The sequence below is a fragment of the Mesorhizobium sp. P171375 genome (assembly GCF_057786075.1).
In genome coordinates this window covers 2,434,546-2,451,637 of record NZ_JBYNWF010000001.1, presented here as the reverse complement: position 1 = coordinate 2,451,637, position 17,092 = coordinate 2,434,546, and the positions used below count along the sequence as shown (strand labels likewise).

Genomic DNA, 17,092 nt, shown 5'->3' with positions numbered 1-17,092 from the left:
TGGCTGCCGCAAGCATGGCCTGTGGCGCAACTGCTCTGCTTTCCAAGCTTTTGCGTTGGTAATACTCTCTGCTCCATGATTCGCGGCGCAGAAAACGCGAACCCGCGGATCGATACGAGGAGAGGGCAATGAAAACGTATCTTGCGGAAGTTCTAGGGACATTTCTGTTGGTGTTCATCGGCACAGCATCGGTGGCGACGGGCGGCTTTCTTGCCGACCTGCCGCTCGGCCAGGAGGCCATCGGCCTGGCGTTCGGCATCGGCCTGATTGCGGCGGCCTATGCGGTCGGCCCGATTTCCGGCGCTCATCTCAATCCGGCCGTCACGCTCGGCGTCTTCCTTGCCGGCCGGCTGCCGGCCAAGGATGTCATCCCCTATTGGATCGCGCAGGTCATCGGCGCCATCCTGGCCTCGCTGGCGCTGTGGATCATCGTTTCCGGCCAGACCGGCGGACACACCACCGGCTTCGGCGCCAATGGCTGGGACGTGGCGAAATGGGGGATGAGCTCGGCCTTCCTGTGGGAGCTGATCGGCACCTTCACCTTTGTCACCGTCATCCTCGGCGTCACCGCGGAAAAGCACTCGACGGCGTTCGCCGGGCTGGTCATCGGCCTGACCTTGGCAGGGCTGCACTTCGCCATGATCCCGGTGACCGGCACCTCGGTCAATCCGGCACGTTCGATCGGCCCGGCGCTGTTTACCGGCGGCGCCGCACTCAGCCAGCTCTGGCTGTTCATCGTCGCGCCGCTGATCGGCGGCGGCATTGCCGGCGTCGTCGCCAAGGCGCGCATCTTCGAAAAGGACTGATTTTCGAAAGCATAAACAAAAAGGCGCGGGCCTCGGCCCGCGCCTTTTTGTTGGGAGGGCTGCGATCAGCCGACTATGTCGAAGCGGTCGGCGTTCATCACCTTGGTCCAAGCCTTGACGAAATCGCCGACGAATTTCGGCCCGGCATCCGCCGACCCGTAGACCTCGGCCAGCGCGCGCAACTGCGCATGCGAGCCGAAGATCAGGTCGGCGCGGGTAGCCGTCCATTTGACCGCCTTGGTCTTGCGATCGCGCGCTTCGTAGACCTCATGCGAGCCCGGTTCGGAGGCCGGATCCCAGACGGTGCTCATCGACAGCAGGTTGACGAAGAAGTCGTTCGTCAGCGTGCCCGGCCTGTCGGTGAGCACGCCATGCTTTGAGCCACCGGCATTGGCGCCAAGCACACGCAGGCCGGCGACCAGCACCGTCATCTCCGGCGCCGTCAGGTTGAGCAGTTGCGCTCGGTCGACCAGCAACGCTTCGACCGACATCGGCAACTTACCGCCGACATAGTTGCGGAAGCCATCGACTTTCGGCTCAAGCGCGGCGAAGGAATGAACGTCGGTCTGCGCCTGCGAGGCGTCGGTGCGGCCCGGCGTGAACGGCACCTTCACCGCGTTGCCGCCATCCGTCGCGGCCTTCTCGACCGCGGCGACACCGCCGAGCACAATGAGGTCGGCCAGCGACACCTTCTTGCCGCCAACGTTGAACTCCTTCTGGATGGCCTCAAGCTTCGCCAGCACCTTGGCCAGTTCAGCCGGCTGGTTGACCTCCCAGTCCTTCTGCGGTGCCAAACGAATGCGCGCGCCATTGGCGCCGCCGCGCTTGTCGGAGTTGCGGAAGGTAGAGGCCGAGGCCCAGGCGGTCGAAACCAGCTGCGAAACGGTGAGGCCCGAAGCCAGGATCTTGGCCTTCAGGGAAGCGATATCCTGGTCGCTGACCAGTTCATGGTCGACTGCCGGCACCGGATCCTGCCAGATCAGCTCTTCCTTCGGCACCAACGGGCCGAGATAGCGCACGATCGGACCCATGTCGCGATGGGTGAGCTTGAACCAGGCGCGGGCGAAGGCGTCGGCGAACTGCTCGGGATGCTCATGGAAACGCCGCGAGATCTTCTCATAAGCCGGGTCGGCACGCAGTGCGAGGTCGGTGGTGAGCATCGCCGGTGCATGACGCTTGCCCGGATTGTGGGCGTCCGGCACCGTAACGGCGCCGGAACCGCCTTTCGGCGTCCACTGATGAGCGCCGGCGGGGCTCTTGGTCAGCTCCCATTCGAAGTTGAACAGATTGTCGAAGAAGTTGTTGCTCCACTTAGTCGGCGTCGTCGTCCAGGTGACTTCGAGGCCCGACGTGATCGCATCGCCGGCAATGCCTGACGCATACTTGCTCGACCAGCCGAGGCCTTGCGCCTCGATGCCGGCGCCTTCCGGCTCGGCGCCGACAAGGGCTGCATCGCCGGCGCCGTGGGTCTTGCCGAAAGTGTGGCCGCCGGCGATCAGCGCTACCGTCTCTTCATCGTTCATCGCCATGCGCCCGAAGGTCTCGCGGATATCGCGCGCCGAGGCCAGCGGATCAGGCTTGCCGTTCGGCCCTTCCGGGTTGACGTAGATCAAGCCCATCTGCACGGCGCCGAGATGGCCGTGCAGTTCGCGGTCGCCGGAATAGCGCTTGTCGTCGAGCCATTTGGTTTCCGAACCCCAGTTGACGTCCTGCTCGGGCTCCCAGACATCGGCGCGGCCGCCGGCGAAGCCGAAGGTTTTGAAGCCCATCGATTCCAGCGCGACGTTGCCGGTGAGGATCAACAGGTCGGCCCAGGAAATCTTGCGGCCGTATTTCTGCTTGATCGGCCACAGCAGCCGGCGCGCCTTGTCGAGATTGGCGTTGTCCGGCCAGCTGTTCAACGGCGCGAAACGCTGTTGGCCGGCGCCGGCGCCACCACGGCCGTCGCCGATGCGATAGGTGCCGGCGCTGTGCCAGGCCATGCGGATGAACAGCGGCCCGTAATGGCCGAAATCGGCCGGCCACCAGTCCTGCGAATCCGTCATCACCTTGTGCAGGTCCTTGATCACCGCATCGAGGTCGAGGCTTTTGAATTCCTCGGCATAGTCGAACGCCTCGCCCATCGGGTCCGAAAGGTTCGACTGCTGATGGAGAACGCTGATGTCGAGCTGGTTCGGCCACCAGTCACGGTTGGTCCTACCGGAGGTTCCATGCGCGACCGGGCATTTGCCGGCGCTGTTGTCGTCGGTGTTCGCGTCCATCTTAGCCTCCGAATTGCTGATTTTCTTTATTGGTTTTCCAGGCCGGCCGGGAGCCGCGCCACTCTGGAATGGTTCCAGACTAGGCCGTCTCCTCGATAAAAACAAATTGCCTTTCCTGTTTGTTGCGATAGGTTTTCCTTATGATTGGTCTCACCGTCCGGCAGATGCAATATTTCGAAGCTTTGGCGCAAACGCTGCATTTCGGCCGCGCCGCAAAGCTCGCCGGCGTCAGCCAGCCGGCGCTGTCCGCACAGATCGCCGAGATGGAGCAAAGGCTGAACTGCCGGCTGTTCGAACGCGGCGGCAAGACGGTGCGGATAACCGAGGAGGCGCAGGCTCTGCTGCCGCGCATCGAGCGCATCCTGCGCGATATCAGCGAGGTCGAGACGACGGCGCGGCGCGGCCGCCCGGCCATGGAAGGGCGCTTCCGGCTGGGCATCATCCCGACGGTGGCGCCCTATCTGCTGCCACATGTGCTGCCGGAGCTGAAGCGGCATTTTCCGTCCCTGCAGCTCGAACTGCGCGAAGCAGTCACCGCATCGCTGGTCGAGGACACAGCGACGGGACGGCTCGACGCCTTCATCGCCGCGCTGCCGCTCGACCAGCCCGGCTTGGTTACCGAGGCGCTGTTCGCCGACCGCTTCTTCCTCGCCGTGCCGTCAGGCGACCCCGCCTTTGCCTCGCCGCCGGTGCCGCCGGAAAGCCCGGCGCTGGAGCGGCTGATGCTTCTGGAGGAAGGCCACTGCCTGCGGGAACAGGCGCTGGCGCTGTGCGGCAGCGTGCGCCCGGTGGCGATGGCAAGCTACGGCGCCACCAGCCTGACGACACTTCTGCAAATGGTGGCGCATGGGCTCGGCGTCACGCTGATCCCGGAAATGGCGGCAGGTCCGGCCGGCGCCATCCAGGATTTGAAGATCGTCCCGTTCCAGGAGCCGATGCCGCAACGCACGATCTGCCTGGCATGGCGCCGCAACAAGGTGCGGCATGATGAGTGCGTGGAACTGGCGAAGATCATTCGCGGGCTGGATCAGGCGGTGCTGGGGGTTTGATGCGCGTTGGAGGCGACTCTATTCTTCACTGATAGGCCGGCCACATGTTGTCCTTGACGACCTTCTGACGTCGCGGCGTCTGGTCGTTCAGATGATCGTTCAGGCATTTGATCATACGCCCGCCGCCTTGTTCCATGGCTTTGCAGAATTCTCGTAGTCAGCCTGGCAGGCCTCGCAGGGCCGTAACAGGCTTTATGCCTCACACTATACTGTCCCGACTATTTGATGTAGACGAGCACGTACCTGTTTTTGTAGGGCTGGTAGTATTTCGTGCCGCACTTCCAGACCACGATCCCACCGCTATAGGTGGTCTTCACGCAGCCCGTTGGAAGTGTCGTAATGTAGATGGTGGTCTTCTGGATGAAGACCGTCTTTGCTTCCGCTGATGCGATTAAACCGAATCCAGAGGCGCCTGCCATCGACAAAATCGTGAGCAAAGCTCCAATGGCAAATATGCGCGCAAACAAACCGCGTCTGACCATAGGTTTCCCCTCTCCTTAACCTGCAGCCTCTCTAATATAGCATCAGCGAGCGAAAGCCTCAACAGATCGATTGATTCTGTTCCATTGAGGCGCGGCCAGATCATCGATGCAGCCCCGGCATAGCCCGACCCTGCATCAGTGGCCAGCAACAATTTCACGGCACAAAGATCAGAAACACATACGTAAAAAACACCACGATATGGACCATGCCGGTCAGGAACGTGGTTCTTTCGGTACTGAAGCTTACGGCGCATGTGAAAAGCGCCAGGACCAAGAGGACCGCGTCTGCCGCCGGCAGCCCCAGGGTCAAACCCCTCCCCGTTAGCAGGCTGGCGGCTGCTACTCCCGGTATCGTCAGGCCGATCGTGGCGCAGGCTGAACCCATCGCGACATTCAAGCCGCGCTGCAACTCATTGTTGAGCGAAGCGCGAATTGCCGAAATGGCCTCCGGCATCAACACCAGCCCTGCGATCATTGCTCCGACAATGCTGTCGGCCTGGGTCACCTGGTACGCAACGAGCGTATCTTCAACGCTTGCGGCGACCTGCTCGGCAAGCATAACAATTCCGATCAGCCCGGCCACCAGCAGCACAGCGCTGACAAAGATGTTCTCGTCAGATGCCATTCGCACCGAAACGTGGTGCTCTTGTCCCTCGACAAAGTCTTCCCGGTGCCGGACAGTCTGCGCGAACACGAAGCTTGCATAGAGCAGCACTGAAAGGGAACTGACGAAACCAAGTTGAGCTGCCGAAAACGTGCCGGGACCCGTGGTCTGGGTGTAGGTCGGCAGAATAAGCGTCATCACGGTCAGCGCGGTCAGCACCGCCAGATAGGCACTGGTCCCTTGCCGGACGATTGCCTGCTTGCGATGAAGCCAGCCGCCAAGCGTGAGGCATATGCCGACGACGCCGGTTGAAGTGATCATCACCGTCGAGAAAACGGACTCGCGCGCCAGCGTCGGATTGTTTTCTCCGTGCAACATCATAGAAACGATGATCGACACTTCGATCGCCGTCACCGCAAAAGTCAGCACCAAGGTTCCATAGGGCTCCCCCACGCGCCGGGCGACTGCCTCGGCATGGTCGAGCACCACGAAAATGGTGGTGAACATGATCGCGCTCGACAGCGCGCCAACGAGGATCCTGAGGTTCAGCGATCCTTGGTCGACCGAAAGGCCGCTGGCCCTCACCGCGAGAGCCATGGCCAAGGCACCCAAAGGCATCACCCAAGACACCACCGATCGCCCGAAACCGCCCGATGCGGCCTTGGATGTTGCAACCTTGGGCGTTTGCGTAGGCCTGTCTTCAAGCATCCAGCCAACATTCCACGAGATCAGCGGGCCTTGCCGGCCAGCGTTCGCTGATTCCGCTCAGTCGTCGGATAGGCCGAGCCCTAGAGCACCCTATCCCAATTCCGGAGGCAAAATCACCGCGCACTTTTGCTGGAATTGCGGTGGCCCTATTGGGGCGTATTCTCCTTGACGACCTTCTGGCATTGCGGCGTCAGGTCACTCAGATGATCGTTCAGGCACTTGATGATGCGGCCTCCGCCCTGCTCCACCCCCTTGCAGAATTTCTCGTAGTCAGACTGGCAGGCTTCTCGCTCGGCCGCAGTCTGTGCAAATGCGGCATTGGCCATCACCTGAGTTGCCAGAAAAAGCACGCTTAACGCAATCCGCATGACAAACTCCCCAAAAAAAGCTAGGTTCACGCAATTTCACAGCAATACGATATATATACCGAAGTATTCAGAGGGGCAAAATGGTTTTCTCATCGAGGAGAGCCACGCCGACGGCGGGTTCATTAGCACTTGCAGCAATGTTATTGTGCGCCTGCAGCAAAGAAAACAGTTACGCGCCGCCCCCGCCACCCAAGATAGATGTAGCGCTTCCGGTCAAGCAGACTGTAACCCCCTATCTCGAGGCCACAGGCAGCGCCGCGGCGGTGAATACGACGCCGCTGGTTGCGCGTGTCTCCGGCTTCATCCAGGAAATCGACTATAAGGACGGAGATGAGGTCAAGGCTGGTACCCGGCTGTTCCTGATCGAACAGGATACCTATAAATTGGCACTCGAACAGGCCCAGGCCGGGCAGGGTTCGGCCGACGCCTCCGCCAAGCAGTCCGGAGCCGACCTCAAGCGGCAGCAGGAGCTGCTATCACAGAAGATCATCTCGCAATCGACCCTCGATCAGTCCGCCGCCGCGGCGGATGTCGACGCCGCCAAGCAGAAGCAGAGCGCCGTCGACGTCGAGCAAGCCCAGCTCAATTTGAGCTACACCGAGGTCAAGGCGCCGTTTGCCGGCATCGTCGGCGCCCGCCAGGTGTCGATCGGGCAACTGGTTGGCGCCGGCAGCGCGACGACGCTGGCGACCATCGTTCAGCTCGCGCCAATCTATGTCAACTTCAACGTCTCGGAGCAGGACGTGCTGCGCATTCGCGCCGCCATGGCCAAACGGGGCCTGACCGGCGAGGACCTCAAGAAGATACCGGCCGAAGTCGGCCTGCAGAACGAGACAGGCTATCTGCACAAGGGAATGCTGGACTACGCCTCCCCAGAGGTTACGGCCACCACCGGCACGCTCGCGGTGCGCGCTGTGCTACCCAACGACGATCGGGCATTGCTCCCGGGTTACTTCGTGCGCGTGCGCGTGCCGCTGGGAGAGGAACCGGACATGCTGCTGGTTCCCGACCGAGCGATCGGAAGCGACCAGAGGGGTCGCTACCTGCTCGTTGCGGGAAAGGACGACGTCGTCGAGGAGCGTCCGGTCGAGATCGGCCAACTTGTCGGTGCCTTACGCGTGATCAGCAAGGGGATCACTGCGGAAGACCGCGTCCTAGTCTCCGGCTTGCTGACAGCCGTGCCCGGCCAGAAGATCGAGCCGCAGGTGAAAACGCTGGAAGCGGCTGCGGCCGACGGCGCTGCCCAATGATCTCCAAATTCTTCATCGAGCGGCCGGTCCTGGCCAATGCAATCGCCGTCCTCATGGTCGTCATCGGCCTGGTCTCGCTCTTCGGCCTGCCGGTGGCGCAATATCCCGACGTGGTGCCGCCGACCGTTTCGGTGACCACCCGCTATCCTGGCGCCAGCGCGCGCTCGGTTATCGACACGGTGGCGCTGCCGATCGAGCAGCAGGTCAACGGCGTCGAAGGCATGCTCTACATGCAGTCCTTCTCCGCGTCGGATGGCAGCTACAATCTGACCGTCACTTTCCAGATCGGCACGGATCTCGACCAGGCGCAGGTGCGTGTCCAGAACCGGGTGTCCACTGCGCTCGCATCGCTGCCGCAGGCAGTGCAGGTGCAGGGCGTCAACGTCCAGAAGAAATCGACCTCCATTCTCGAGATCGTCACGCTGACGTCGCCGGTCAAACAATACGACAGCCTTTATCTCGCCAACTACGCAACCATCCGGCTGAAGGACGAGCTCTCCCGGATACCAGGTGTCGGCAACGTGAACGTGTTCGGCGCCGGGCAATATTCGATGCGCGTCTGGCTCGACCCGCAGAAGATGCAGGTGCGCGGCCTTACCACCCAGGACGTCGTCCAGGCCCTGCAGCAGCAAAGCGAGCAGGTCACCGCGGGCCAGGTTGGCGCGCCGCCGGCGCCCGACGGACAGTCCTTCCAATATACGATCGAAGTGTCCAGCCGCCTTGACGACCCCGATCAGTTCGGCGCGGTGATCGTCAAGACCGGCGCCAACGGCGACCTGACCCGCGTGCGCGACGTCGGCCGGGTCGAGCTCGGTGCCCAGACCTATGGGCAATTCTTCAATCTCGACGGCCAGCAGGCGGCTGGCCTGGCCATTTTCCTGTCGCCCGGCGCCAACGCTCTCGACGTGGCCGGCAAAGTCGAGGCCAGGATGAAGGACCTGTCTGGCGAGTTCCCACAAGGCCTTGCTTACTCGATTCCGTTCAACACTACGATCTTCGTCAGCCAAGCGATCGACGAAGTCTACAAGACGCTGCTTGAAGCCGCGGTGCTGGTGCTGATCGTGATCCTGCTTTTCCTACAGGACTGGCGGGCGATGCTGGTGCCGGCAACGACCGTGCCGGTGACCATCATCGGGGCCTTCGCGGCGATGCTCGCGCTTGGCTTTACCGTCAACCTGTCGACTCTGTTCGCCATCGTGCTTGCCATCGGTATCGTCGTCGATGACGCCATCGTTGTGGTCGAGGGGGCCGCGCACAACATGGAGCGCGGCATGTCCGGCCACGATGCGGCGGTCGCGGCCATGAATGCGCTGTTCGGGCCGATCATCGGCATCACGCTTGTGTTGATGGCGGTGTTCCTGCCTGCCGCCTTCCTGCCAGGCCTTACCGGGCAGATGTATGCGCAATTCGCCCTGGTGATTGCGGCAACGGCCTTGATCAGCGCCATCAACGCGGCAACGCTGAAGCCCACGCAGTGCGCGACCTGGCTGAGGCAGCCGGTGCCGCTGGACAAGCGAAACGCCTTCTTCCGCGGCTTCAATGCCGTCTATCAGCGCGCGGAAAACGGCTACGCCCGGCTGATCGGATCCATGGTGCGCCACAGCATGGTGATGGGCATAATCGCGTTGCTCATCATTGGCGCGGCGGGCTACGGCATGTCGCGCGTGGCCACCGGTTTCATTCCGATCGAGGACCAAGGCTATCTGCTCGCTTCGGTGCAACTGCCTGACGGCGCGTCCCTCGGCCGTACGCAGGAGACACTGCAGCAGATTTCGACGATCGCCAAGACAACGCCGGGCGTAGACCAGGTGGTGACGATCGCCGGCTTATCGGCCCTCGACAACAACTCGACTTTAGCAAATGCCGGCGTTGCCTACATCATCCTCAAGGACTGGAGCGTGCGGGGCAAGGGTGAGGATCTCGCCTCGCTTTATGCGACGCTGAACAAGAACCTGTCAGACATGGCGGACGGCAATGTCCTGGTGCTGCCACCGCCGCCGATCCAGGGCATCGGCAACGCCGCCGGCTTCACCATGCAGGTCGAGTTGCGTGACGGCAGTTTCGACCTTGCGAAATTGCAGGGTGCGACCAGCGCGCTGACCAGGGCAGCAGCGACGCAGTCCGGCATCCAGCGTGTGTCGGCAACGTTCCGATCCAACGTCCCGCAATACAAGGTCGAGTTCGACCGCGAAAAGGTACAGATGCTCGGGCTGACCACCGATCAGGTGTTTCAGACGCTCGCCGGCTATCTAGGCTCCACCTATGTCAGCCAATTCAACAAGTTCGGGCGGGTCTTCCAGATCTATGTGCAGGGCGATTCTCAGTTCCGACTGTCGCCCGAGGACATCGGCCGCCTGACGGTGCGCAACCAGAACGGCGATATGATCCCGCTTGGCACAGTGCTGACGGTCACGCCAAGCGTAGGCCCCTCGCTGATCAGCCTCTATAACCTCTATCCCTCCGCATCGGTCCTTGGCGTGCAGGCGCAGGGTTTCTCATCAGGTGATGCGATCAAGCTGATGGAAGCGGCCGCGGCCGACACGCTGCCGCCCGGGACCGGCTACGACTGGACTGCACTCTCCTTCCAGGAAAAGCTCGTCGGCAGCCAGATCTACCTGGTGTTCGGCATGGCACTGCTGTTGGTCTATCTGGTGCTGGCGGGCCAGTATGGGAGCTGGCTGGCGCCGATCTCGATATTGCTCGCCGCGCCGCTTTCGCTGGTCGGCCCGGTGCTGGTTCTCACCGGGCTCGGTATCGATAACAACCTCTATGTCCAGATCGGCCTGATCCTGCTGATTGCGCTGTCGGCCAAGAACGCCATTCTGATCGTCGAGGTCGCGCGCGAATTGCGCGCCGCCGGCAGACCGATCGTCGAGGCGGCGATCGAGGCCGCGCGCGCCCGCTTCCGCCCCATCTTGATGACGTCCTTCGCCTTCATCCTCGGCGTCGCGCCGTTGGTGCTGGCGACAGGCGCCGGAGCCAGTGCGCGCAAATCGATCGGCATCACGGTCTTCTCCGGCATGATCGCCTCCACCTGCCTTGCTGTTCTCTTCGTGCCTGCCTTCTTCGTGATCTTACAGCGGTTTGAGGAATGGCGCGCCGAGCGCAAAGGGAAGCGGGAGGTCACGTCCACGCTTGCCGGCTAGGCACGGCAAGAGAGCCGCGTCCAACGACTACCAAGGAGATTTGCCTGCTATCGGACGCATCGCAACTTAGCCAAGCAAAATCGGACATGCTTTTCCACTCCCTCATCCGCCTCTTCGCTCTTGCGGGCGCTTCATTTCTGCTTGTCCCGACGGCGCCAGCCTGGGCGGTGAACGCCCAGATCGGTATCCTGAAATGCGACACCTCGACTGGCATCGGCGAAATCATTACGCGCAAACAGACAATGACTTGCGTATTCACCAAGAATGACGGCACGAAGGAAAATTACACCGGCTCCATCAACGAATTCGGCATTGAACTTGGCGACGTGAAGGAGGGCCATCTCATATGGGCCGTCGTGAGCGGTTCGGCTGCAAAGGACAATGGCCTGCTAACCGGAAAATATGATGGCGTCGATGCGGAAGCGGCCGCGGGCCTTGGACTTGGCGCCGATGTCCTGCTTGGTGGAACTGAGAAAGCCTTTGCACTTCAACCGCTCGCAGTCGAGGGCGAAACTGGCATCAACATCGCGGCGGGGGTCGAGCAGATCGAACTCACTGCCGCAAACTAGTGGCCGCGTCCTCGGGACTATCCGGCCAAGCCTGTACGGTAAGGCAAGATGCCTACCGGCGCGAACTGCGGCTAAGTAACCGCTTTACGCCGTCTTCTGCACCACCAGCCCCAGCTCCTCCACCATCGCCTCGCGCATCAGAAACTTCTGCGGTTTTCCCGTCACCGTCATCGGCAGTTCGGTGCGGAAGCGGATGTAGCGGGGGATTTTGTAGTGGGCGATCTGGCCGGCGCAGAAGTTCTTGATCTCCTGTTCGGTGGCGATCTGGTTGGGTTTCAGCACGATCCAGGCGCAGAGTTCCTCGCCATATTTGGCGTCGGGAATTCCGAAGACCTGCACCTCCTTGACCTTGGGATGGCGGTAGAGGAATTCTTCGACCTCGCGCGGGTAGACGTTCTCGCCGCCACGGATGACCATGTCCTTGACCCGGCCGACGATGTTGCAATAGCCCTCGGCGTCTATTGTTGCGAGGTCGCCGGTGTGCATCCAGCCATCGCTGTCGATCGCCTCGCTGGTTTTTTCCGCGTCGTCCCAATAGCCCTTCATCACGGAATAGCCGCGCGTGCACAGTTCGCCGGGCGCGCCGACGGCGACGGTGGCGCCCTCGGCGTCGATGGCCTTGACCTCGACATGCGGGTGGATGCGGCCGACGGTGGAGACGCGCTTTTCCAGCGGGTCGTCGACGCTGCTCTGGAACGAGACCGGACTGGTCTCGGTCATGCCGTAGGCGATGGTCACCTCTTCCATATGCATCAGCGAGACCACTTTCTTCATCACCTCGATCGGGCATGGCGATCCCGCCATTATGCCGGTGCGCAGGCTGGAGAGGTCGAAGCTGGCAAAGTCGGCGTGGTCGAGCATGGCGACGAACATGGTCGGCACGCCGTAGAGGCCGGTGCAGCGTTCCTGCGCCACTGCCTTCAGCGTTGCGCCGGAGTCAAAGCCCTCGCCCGGGAAAACCATCGTGGCGCCTTTGGTGACACAGCCCATCGTGCCCATCGACATGCCGAAGCAGTGGTAGAGTGGAACCGGAATGCAGAGCCGGTCGTCAACAGTGAGCTTGATGGCCGCGGTGACGAAATTGCCGTTGTTGACGATGTTGGTGTGGGTCAGCGTGGCGCCCTTGGGCGCGCCAGTCGTGCCTGAGGTGAACTGGATGTTGATGGCTTCACCCGGCTTCAGCCCCTCGGAGATGCGGTCGAGGCTGTCATGCTCGTCGCGGCCGGCCATCGACAGCACATCGGCGAAATTGAACATGCCGGGCGAATTGTCGTCGCCCATGCGGATGACGATCTTCAGCGTCGGCAGTTTTTGCGCCTTGAGCTTGCCGGGAGTGGCCTTGGCGAGCTCCGGCGCCAGCGTCTCAATCATACCGAGATAGTCGGAGGTCTTGAAACTGGCCGCCGTCACCAGCGCCTTGCAGCCGACCTTGTTGAGGGCATATTCGAGTTCGGTCAGCCGGTAGGCCGGGTTGATGTTGACCAGGATCAGGCCGATGCGGGCGGTGGCGAACTGCGTCACCAGCCATTCCCAGCGGTTGGGCGACCAGATGCCGACGCGGTCGCCCTTTTCGAGGCCTAGCGCCAAGAAGCCGGCGGCCAGCGTGTCGACGGTGTCCGACAGTTCGCTCCAGGTGAAGCGCTTGTCCTGGCCGACGAAGACGGCAGCATCCTGCGTGGCGTATTTGCTGACCGTGTCGGAAAACAGCTCGGGGATGGTCTTGTCGAGCAGCGGCACCGAACGATCGCCCGAAACATGCGCCCGGCCATCGAGCGGAGCGATGAACGCCCTGCCGCGCTCGCGCAGATTGGTGGCGTTGTTGAGTTCGTCGAGATTGATCGCCATCGCCGTCTCCTCCCGGGATAGGCCGAACCTATCAGCCTGATGGGGCGGTGGAAATCCCGTCGATGGTACCCCTCTCCCTCTCGAGGGGAGGGTGCCGAGCGAAGCGAGGCGGGTGGGGTCGCCTCAACTGCCTCGACCTCTATCTGGCTTTGACCAGAGATGGAGCACTGCCGCAGCGACCCCACCCGGTCCAGCCGCCTTCGGCGGCTGTCCACCCTCCCCTCAAGAGGGAGGGAGGGCGCTCATCTTCGCGGCGATATCGCGCAACAGCGCCTCATCGGGCGCAGCACGCACCTTCTTCGAAGCCACCAGACAAGCCTGCGACTTGAGCACAACGCCGTCGGCCAGCACCTTGAGATGGTTGGCGCGCAGGGTCGAGCCGGTGGTGGTGATGTCGACGATGACGTCGGCAAGGCCTGCCGCCGGCGCGCCTTCGGTGGCGCCCAGGCTCTCGACGATGCGGTAGACCTGGATGCCGTGCTTTTGCGAGAAGAACTGTTGCGTCAGCCGCCAGTATTTGGTGGCGATCCTCAGCCGCCGGCCATGGCGCTGGCGAAAATCGGCGGCGACATCGTCGAGGTCGGCCATGGTGTCGACGTCGAGCCAGATGCCGGGCACGGCCACGACCACATCGGCCTGGCCGAAACCGAGGCGAGCGACGATCTCAGCGCGCGCTTCCCAGTCGGCAAGGTTTTCGCGCAGCAGATCTTCGCCGGTGATACCGAGATCGACCGAGCCTTGCCCGATCTCGCCGGCAATTTCCGATGCCGACAGGAACGCCACCTCGATGCCTTCAGCGCCATCGATGCGGGCGCGGTACTGGCGCTCGTCGCCGGGCAGGCTGACGGCAAGCCCGGCTTTGGCCAACACCTCCAGCGCCTGCTCCTTGAGCCGGCCTTTCGACGGGATTGCCAGCGTGATCATTGCGGTTCTCCCCGCAGCGCTTCGATGCGGTCGAGCCAGACCGAAAAGCCGACGCCGGGAATCGGCGTCTTGGCACCGAGCAAGGTCAGCAGCCGGTCGTAACGGCCGCCGCCGGCCAGCGGCCGCTCACCACCTTGCGCCGCGATCTCGAAGACGATGCCGGTGTAATAATCCAGCGGACGGCCAAAGGCAGCATCGTAGCGGATTGTTTGCATCGGCAGGCCGTGCGCCTCGATCGCCTTGGCGCGGGCGGCAAATTTTTCGAGTGCCGCGCCCAGCGAAAGCCCGGCAGAGGCGGCGAAGCTTTCGAGCGCAGCACTCGCGCCGTCGAGCGGCACGTCGATGGCGAGAAAATCCTTTAGTGCCGCGAAGGCTTCGTTCGACAGCCGCACGCTGCGCAGTTCGGCCTTCTCGATCAGGCGCCGCGCAATGTCCGCCGGCCCGCGTCCGCCGGATGCCAGCAGGCCCGCCTCTTCCATGCCACCAGCAATGTGGGCAGACAGCGCTTCGAGATCGCCGTCGAGCACAAGGGCCGCGACATCGCCGTCAAGCTGGCCGTTGCGCGGCGGGTTGGCGAGGTCGGCGAGCGCTGCCTGCAGCATCGGCGCGGAACCGAAGGCGCGTGCCAGCCGCATGCGCCAGCCGCGCGGCAGGCCGAGCGCCGCAAGCACCGCCTCGAAGATGGTCTGGTCGCCGAGCGTGATCGCCAGGGGCTGCGCCGGCAGCACCAGCTGCAGCAGCGCATGCGCATCGGCCAGCGAACGGGCGTCGGCCTCAGCCGTATCGCGGTCGCCGAGATCCTCGATGCCGGCCTGGAAAAACTCATTGCCGCCCTCGCGGCGCTGGCGAAACACTTCGCCGAGGTAGGAATAGCGGCGCGGCGTGCCGGCCTGGCTGGCTATGTGGTCGAGGCAGACGGGAATGGTGAATTCGGGACGCAGGCACAGCGTCTTACCGGTCTCGCTTTCGGTGAGAAAGATGCGGCGGCGCAAATCCTCGCCGGCCATGTCGAGGAACGGATCGGCCGGCTGCAACACGGCCACTTCCACCGCATGGGTGTTGCGGGTGGCGAAGAGGTTGGTGATTTCGGTTGCGATGGTGGGGCGGGATGTCATGGGCAGCGCGAGGCACCCCCCTCTGGCCTGCCGGCCATCTCCCCCTCAAGGGGGGAGATCAGCAGCTTGACGCGCAGCGCCTCTTCTTCAACGCCGGAGATTGGCGAAAGCATGCACGACATCCAATCTCCCCCCTTGAGGGGGAGATGGCCGGCAGGCCAGAGGGGGGTGTTCAAGCGCCACCCTTCGCACGGTCAGCCGCCTGCGCCGCGAGTATCTTCTTCACCTCGGCGACCAGTTCACCCTCCGCCACCGTCACCTGGGCCGGACGCGCGGCGCGCCATTCGGCGTTGTCGGTGATCTCCGCCGACATGCGCGCGCCTTCGATCAGGTCTTTGATCTGCAGCTCGCCTTTGGCGCGCTCGTCGCCGCCCTGGATGATTGCGACCGGGCTGCCACGGCGGTCGGCGTATTTCAGCTGCGCCTTCATGCCGGCGCCGCCGAGATACATTTCGGAGCGGATGCCGGCAGCGCGCAGTTGCGCAACCATCTTCTGGTAGCGGCCGAGGCTTTCGGTATCCTTGTCCATCACCAGCACGACGACCGGCGCGATGACATCGGTGGTGTCCAGCTTGCCGAGGTTCTTCAGCGCCGTCATCAGGCGGGAGACGCCGATGGAAAAGCCGGTCGCCGGCACTGGCTCGCCACGGAAGCGCGAGACCAGGCCATCGTAGCGCCCACCGCCGCCGACTGAACCGAAACGGACGATCTGGCCGTCTTCATTGGGGATCTCGGCCAGAAGCTCGGCCTCGAAGACGGGGCCGGTGTAGTACTCGAGGCCACGGACGACGGAGGGGTCGATGCGGATGCGGTCATCGTTGTAACCAGATGCATGCGCCAACTTTGCGATGACAGAAAGCTCCTCCAACCCTTCTACTCCGCGAGCATTGCCCTCTACTGCCTTTGCCATACTCGCAAGGGTTTCATCGTTGGAAAGCCCTAATGCACCACCCAATGCATCCGGATATGCTGCAAGGCTCAACACTCGTTCGATGTGAGCTGCGCCAAGACCCGCGCCTTTAGTAAAGTCCCCTTCGCCTTCCTTACCGCCATCCCATCGTCCGGCGCCAAGCAAAAGAGCCACGCCGTCTGGGCCGAATTTATCCAGCTTGTCGATCGCCCGGAGGACGTGCAGTCGGCGCCCAGCATTCTCGTCGCCGCCAAGGCCGATTGCTTCCAGCACGCCATCGAGCACCTTGCGGTTGTTGACGCGGATGACGTAGTCGCCGCGCTTGATGCCCAGCGCCTCCATCACATCGGCCATCATCATCGCCATCTCGGCGTCGGCGGCGACACCCGGCGTGCCGATGGTGTCGGCGTCGAACTGCATGAACTGGCGGAAGCGGCCGGGGCCGGGCTTTTCGTTGCGGAACACCCAACCGGAGCGGTAGCTGCGATACGGCTTCGGCAGCCTCTCAAAATTCTCGGCGACGTAACGCGCCGTCGGCGCGGTCAAATCATAGCGCAGCGACAGCCATTGCTCGTCATCGTCCTGGAACGAGAACACGCCCTCGTTGGGCCGGTCCTGGTCGGGCAGGAATTTGCCGAGCGCATCGGTGTATTCGATCAGCGGCTGGTCGGCCGGCTCGAAGCCGTAGAGCTCATAGACCGAACGGATGGTCGCCATCATCTTCTCGACGGCGCGGATGTCTTCCGCACTGCGGTCGGCAAAGCCGCGCGGCAGCCGCGCTTTCGTCTTTTCCGATTTGTCGGCCATGGGATGGGTACTCGGCGTTTCGTGGCGTTGCGTGGATCGGTCAAATTACCGCTTTCCACGGCGCGCGTGTCCTAACCGATGCAGCAGGGAGCGGCAAGGGTTTGCAGGCTTGTCCGCGAGGTGGCTTGGAACGGTTCGATATTTTGCCAACGCTGCGCCGCCCCTCATCCGCCTGCCGGCACCTTCTCCCCATATAGGGACGGGGAGAAGGGGACGACCGCAACCCGGCGCGCCTCCTGCTGCGCTGG

At 62.9% G+C, this 17,092-nt stretch carries 13 protein-coding genes; 5 read left to right on the top strand and 8 right to left on the bottom strand.

The features are described from left to right. Window positions 1-128 precede the first annotated feature (128 nt). Window positions 129-806, top strand: coding sequence for an MIP family channel protein (locus ACYHH6_RS11610; RefSeq protein ID WP_352590897.1), 678 nt, complete (start codon window positions 129-131; stop codon window positions 804-806). A gap of 65 nt (window positions 807-871) precedes the next feature. Here ACYHH6_RS11610 and katG read toward each other — a convergent pair whose 3' ends face one another. After that, window positions 872-3,067, bottom strand: a complete 2,196-nt coding sequence (katG, locus tag ACYHH6_RS11605; protein WP_352590900.1) for a catalase/peroxidase HPI — start codon at window positions 3,065-3,067, stop codon at window positions 872-874. Window positions 3,068-3,207: 140 nt separating this feature from the next. Between katG and ACYHH6_RS11600 the strand changes: the two genes are divergently transcribed. Beyond that, on the top strand, window positions 3,208-4,116 hold the full coding sequence (locus ACYHH6_RS11600) for a hydrogen peroxide-inducible genes activator (protein ID WP_352590903.1): 909 nt from the start codon (window positions 3,208-3,210) through the stop codon (window positions 4,114-4,116). Between the two features lie 218 nt (window positions 4,117-4,334). On the opposite strand, the gene ACYHH6_RS11595 is transcribed toward ACYHH6_RS11600, so the two are convergent. The 3 genes from ACYHH6_RS11595 to ACYHH6_RS11585 form a co-directional block, all read right to left on the bottom strand. Then, window positions 4,335-4,598 carry a hypothetical protein gene (locus ACYHH6_RS11595; RefSeq protein WP_352590906.1) on the bottom strand — a complete coding sequence of 88 codons (264 nt, stop codon included), beginning with the start codon at window positions 4,596-4,598 and terminating at the stop codon, window positions 4,335-4,337. A 154-nt stretch (window positions 4,599-4,752) separates the two neighbouring features. Further along, on the bottom strand, window positions 4,753-5,910 hold the full coding sequence (locus ACYHH6_RS11590; RefSeq protein WP_352590909.1) for a calcium:cation antiporter: 1,158 nt from the start codon (window positions 5,908-5,910) through the stop codon (window positions 4,753-4,755). A 146-nt stretch (window positions 5,911-6,056) separates the two neighbouring features. Further along, window positions 6,057-6,278, bottom strand: coding sequence for a cysteine rich repeat-containing protein (locus ACYHH6_RS11585; RefSeq protein ID WP_352590912.1), 222 nt, complete (start codon window positions 6,276-6,278; stop codon window positions 6,057-6,059). 80 nt (window positions 6,279-6,358) lie between these two features. Between ACYHH6_RS11585 and ACYHH6_RS11580 the strand changes: the two genes are divergently transcribed. The 3 genes from ACYHH6_RS11580 (at window position 6,359) to ACYHH6_RS11570 (ending at window position 11,243) form a co-directional block, all read left to right on the top strand. Continuing rightward, complete coding sequence (locus ACYHH6_RS11580; RefSeq protein WP_352590915.1) at window positions 6,359-7,528, top strand: efflux RND transporter periplasmic adaptor subunit; 1,170 nt, start codon at window positions 6,359-6,361, stop codon at window positions 7,526-7,528. Continuing rightward, entirely contained in the window at window positions 7,525-10,674 is a 3,150-nt protein-coding gene (locus ACYHH6_RS11575) for an efflux RND transporter permease subunit (protein ID WP_352590917.1), read from the top strand. Before ACYHH6_RS11580 ends, ACYHH6_RS11575 begins: the two co-directional genes overlap by 4 nt. A 167-nt stretch (window positions 10,675-10,841) precedes the next feature. Beyond that, complete coding sequence (locus tag ACYHH6_RS11570) at window positions 10,842-11,243, top strand: DUF992 domain-containing protein (protein ID WP_435053424.1); 402 nt, start codon at window positions 10,842-10,844, stop codon at window positions 11,241-11,243. Between the two features lie 84 nt (window positions 11,244-11,327). Here ACYHH6_RS11570 and ACYHH6_RS11565 read toward each other — a convergent pair whose 3' ends face one another. The 4 genes from ACYHH6_RS11565 to hisS all read right to left on the bottom strand — a co-directional run bounded on the left by ACYHH6_RS11565 (window position 11,328) and on the right by hisS (window position 16,844). After that, window positions 11,328-13,088 (bottom strand): AMP-binding protein, encoded by a 1,761-nt coding sequence (locus ACYHH6_RS11565; protein ID WP_352590920.1) that lies wholly within the window; start codon window positions 13,086-13,088, stop codon window positions 11,328-11,330. Window positions 13,089-13,310: 222 nt separating this feature from the next. Then, complete coding sequence (hisG, locus tag ACYHH6_RS11560) at window positions 13,311-14,012, bottom strand: ATP phosphoribosyltransferase (protein ID WP_352590923.1); 702 nt, start codon at window positions 14,010-14,012, stop codon at window positions 13,311-13,313. Continuing rightward, a complete protein-coding gene (locus tag ACYHH6_RS11555) occupies window positions 14,009-15,127 on the bottom strand; it encodes an ATP phosphoribosyltransferase regulatory subunit (RefSeq protein ID WP_352590926.1) in 1,119 nt (372 codons plus the stop codon). Before ACYHH6_RS11555 ends, hisG begins: the two co-directional genes overlap by 4 nt. Window positions 15,128-15,299: 172 nt before the next feature. Next, window positions 15,300-16,844 (bottom strand): histidine--tRNA ligase, encoded by a 1,545-nt coding sequence (gene hisS, locus ACYHH6_RS11550; protein ID WP_352590929.1) that lies wholly within the window; start codon window positions 16,842-16,844, stop codon window positions 15,300-15,302. Window positions 16,845-17,092: the final 248 nt, after the last annotated feature.

Coding starts and splice junctions, on each gene's coding strand:
- ACYHH6_RS11610 (WP_352590897.1), top strand. CDS start 129: ATGAAAACGTATCTTGCGGAAGTTCTAGGGACATTTCTGTTGGTGTTC.
- katG (WP_352590900.1), bottom strand. CDS start 3,067: ATGGACGCGAACACCGACGACAACAGCGCCGGCAAATGCCCGGTCGCG.
- ACYHH6_RS11600 (WP_352590903.1), top strand. CDS start 3,208: ATGATTGGTCTCACCGTCCGGCAGATGCAATATTTCGAAGCTTTGGCG.
- ACYHH6_RS11595 (WP_352590906.1), bottom strand. CDS start 4,598: ATGGTCAGACGCGGTTTGTTTGCGCGCATATTTGCCATTGGAGCTTTG.
- ACYHH6_RS11590 (WP_352590909.1), bottom strand. CDS start 5,910: ATGCTTGAAGACAGGCCTACGCAAACGCCCAAGGTTGCAACATCCAAG.
- ACYHH6_RS11585 (WP_352590912.1), bottom strand. CDS start 6,278: ATGCGGATTGCGTTAAGCGTGCTTTTTCTGGCAACTCAGGTGATGGCC.
- ACYHH6_RS11580 (WP_352590915.1), top strand. CDS start 6,359: ATGGTTTTCTCATCGAGGAGAGCCACGCCGACGGCGGGTTCATTAGCA.
- ACYHH6_RS11575 (WP_352590917.1), top strand. CDS start 7,525: ATGATCTCCAAATTCTTCATCGAGCGGCCGGTCCTGGCCAATGCAATC.
- ACYHH6_RS11565 (WP_352590920.1), bottom strand. CDS start 13,088: ATGGCGATCAATCTCGACGAACTCAACAACGCCACCAATCTGCGCGAG.
- hisG (WP_352590923.1), bottom strand. CDS start 14,012: ATGATCACGCTGGCAATCCCGTCGAAAGGCCGGCTCAAGGAGCAGGCG.
- ACYHH6_RS11555 (WP_352590926.1), bottom strand. CDS start 15,127: ATGACATCCCGCCCCACCATCGCAACCGAAATCACCAACCTCTTCGCC.
- hisS (WP_352590929.1), bottom strand. CDS start 16,844: ATGGCCGACAAATCGGAAAAGACGAAAGCGCGGCTGCCGCGCGGCTTT.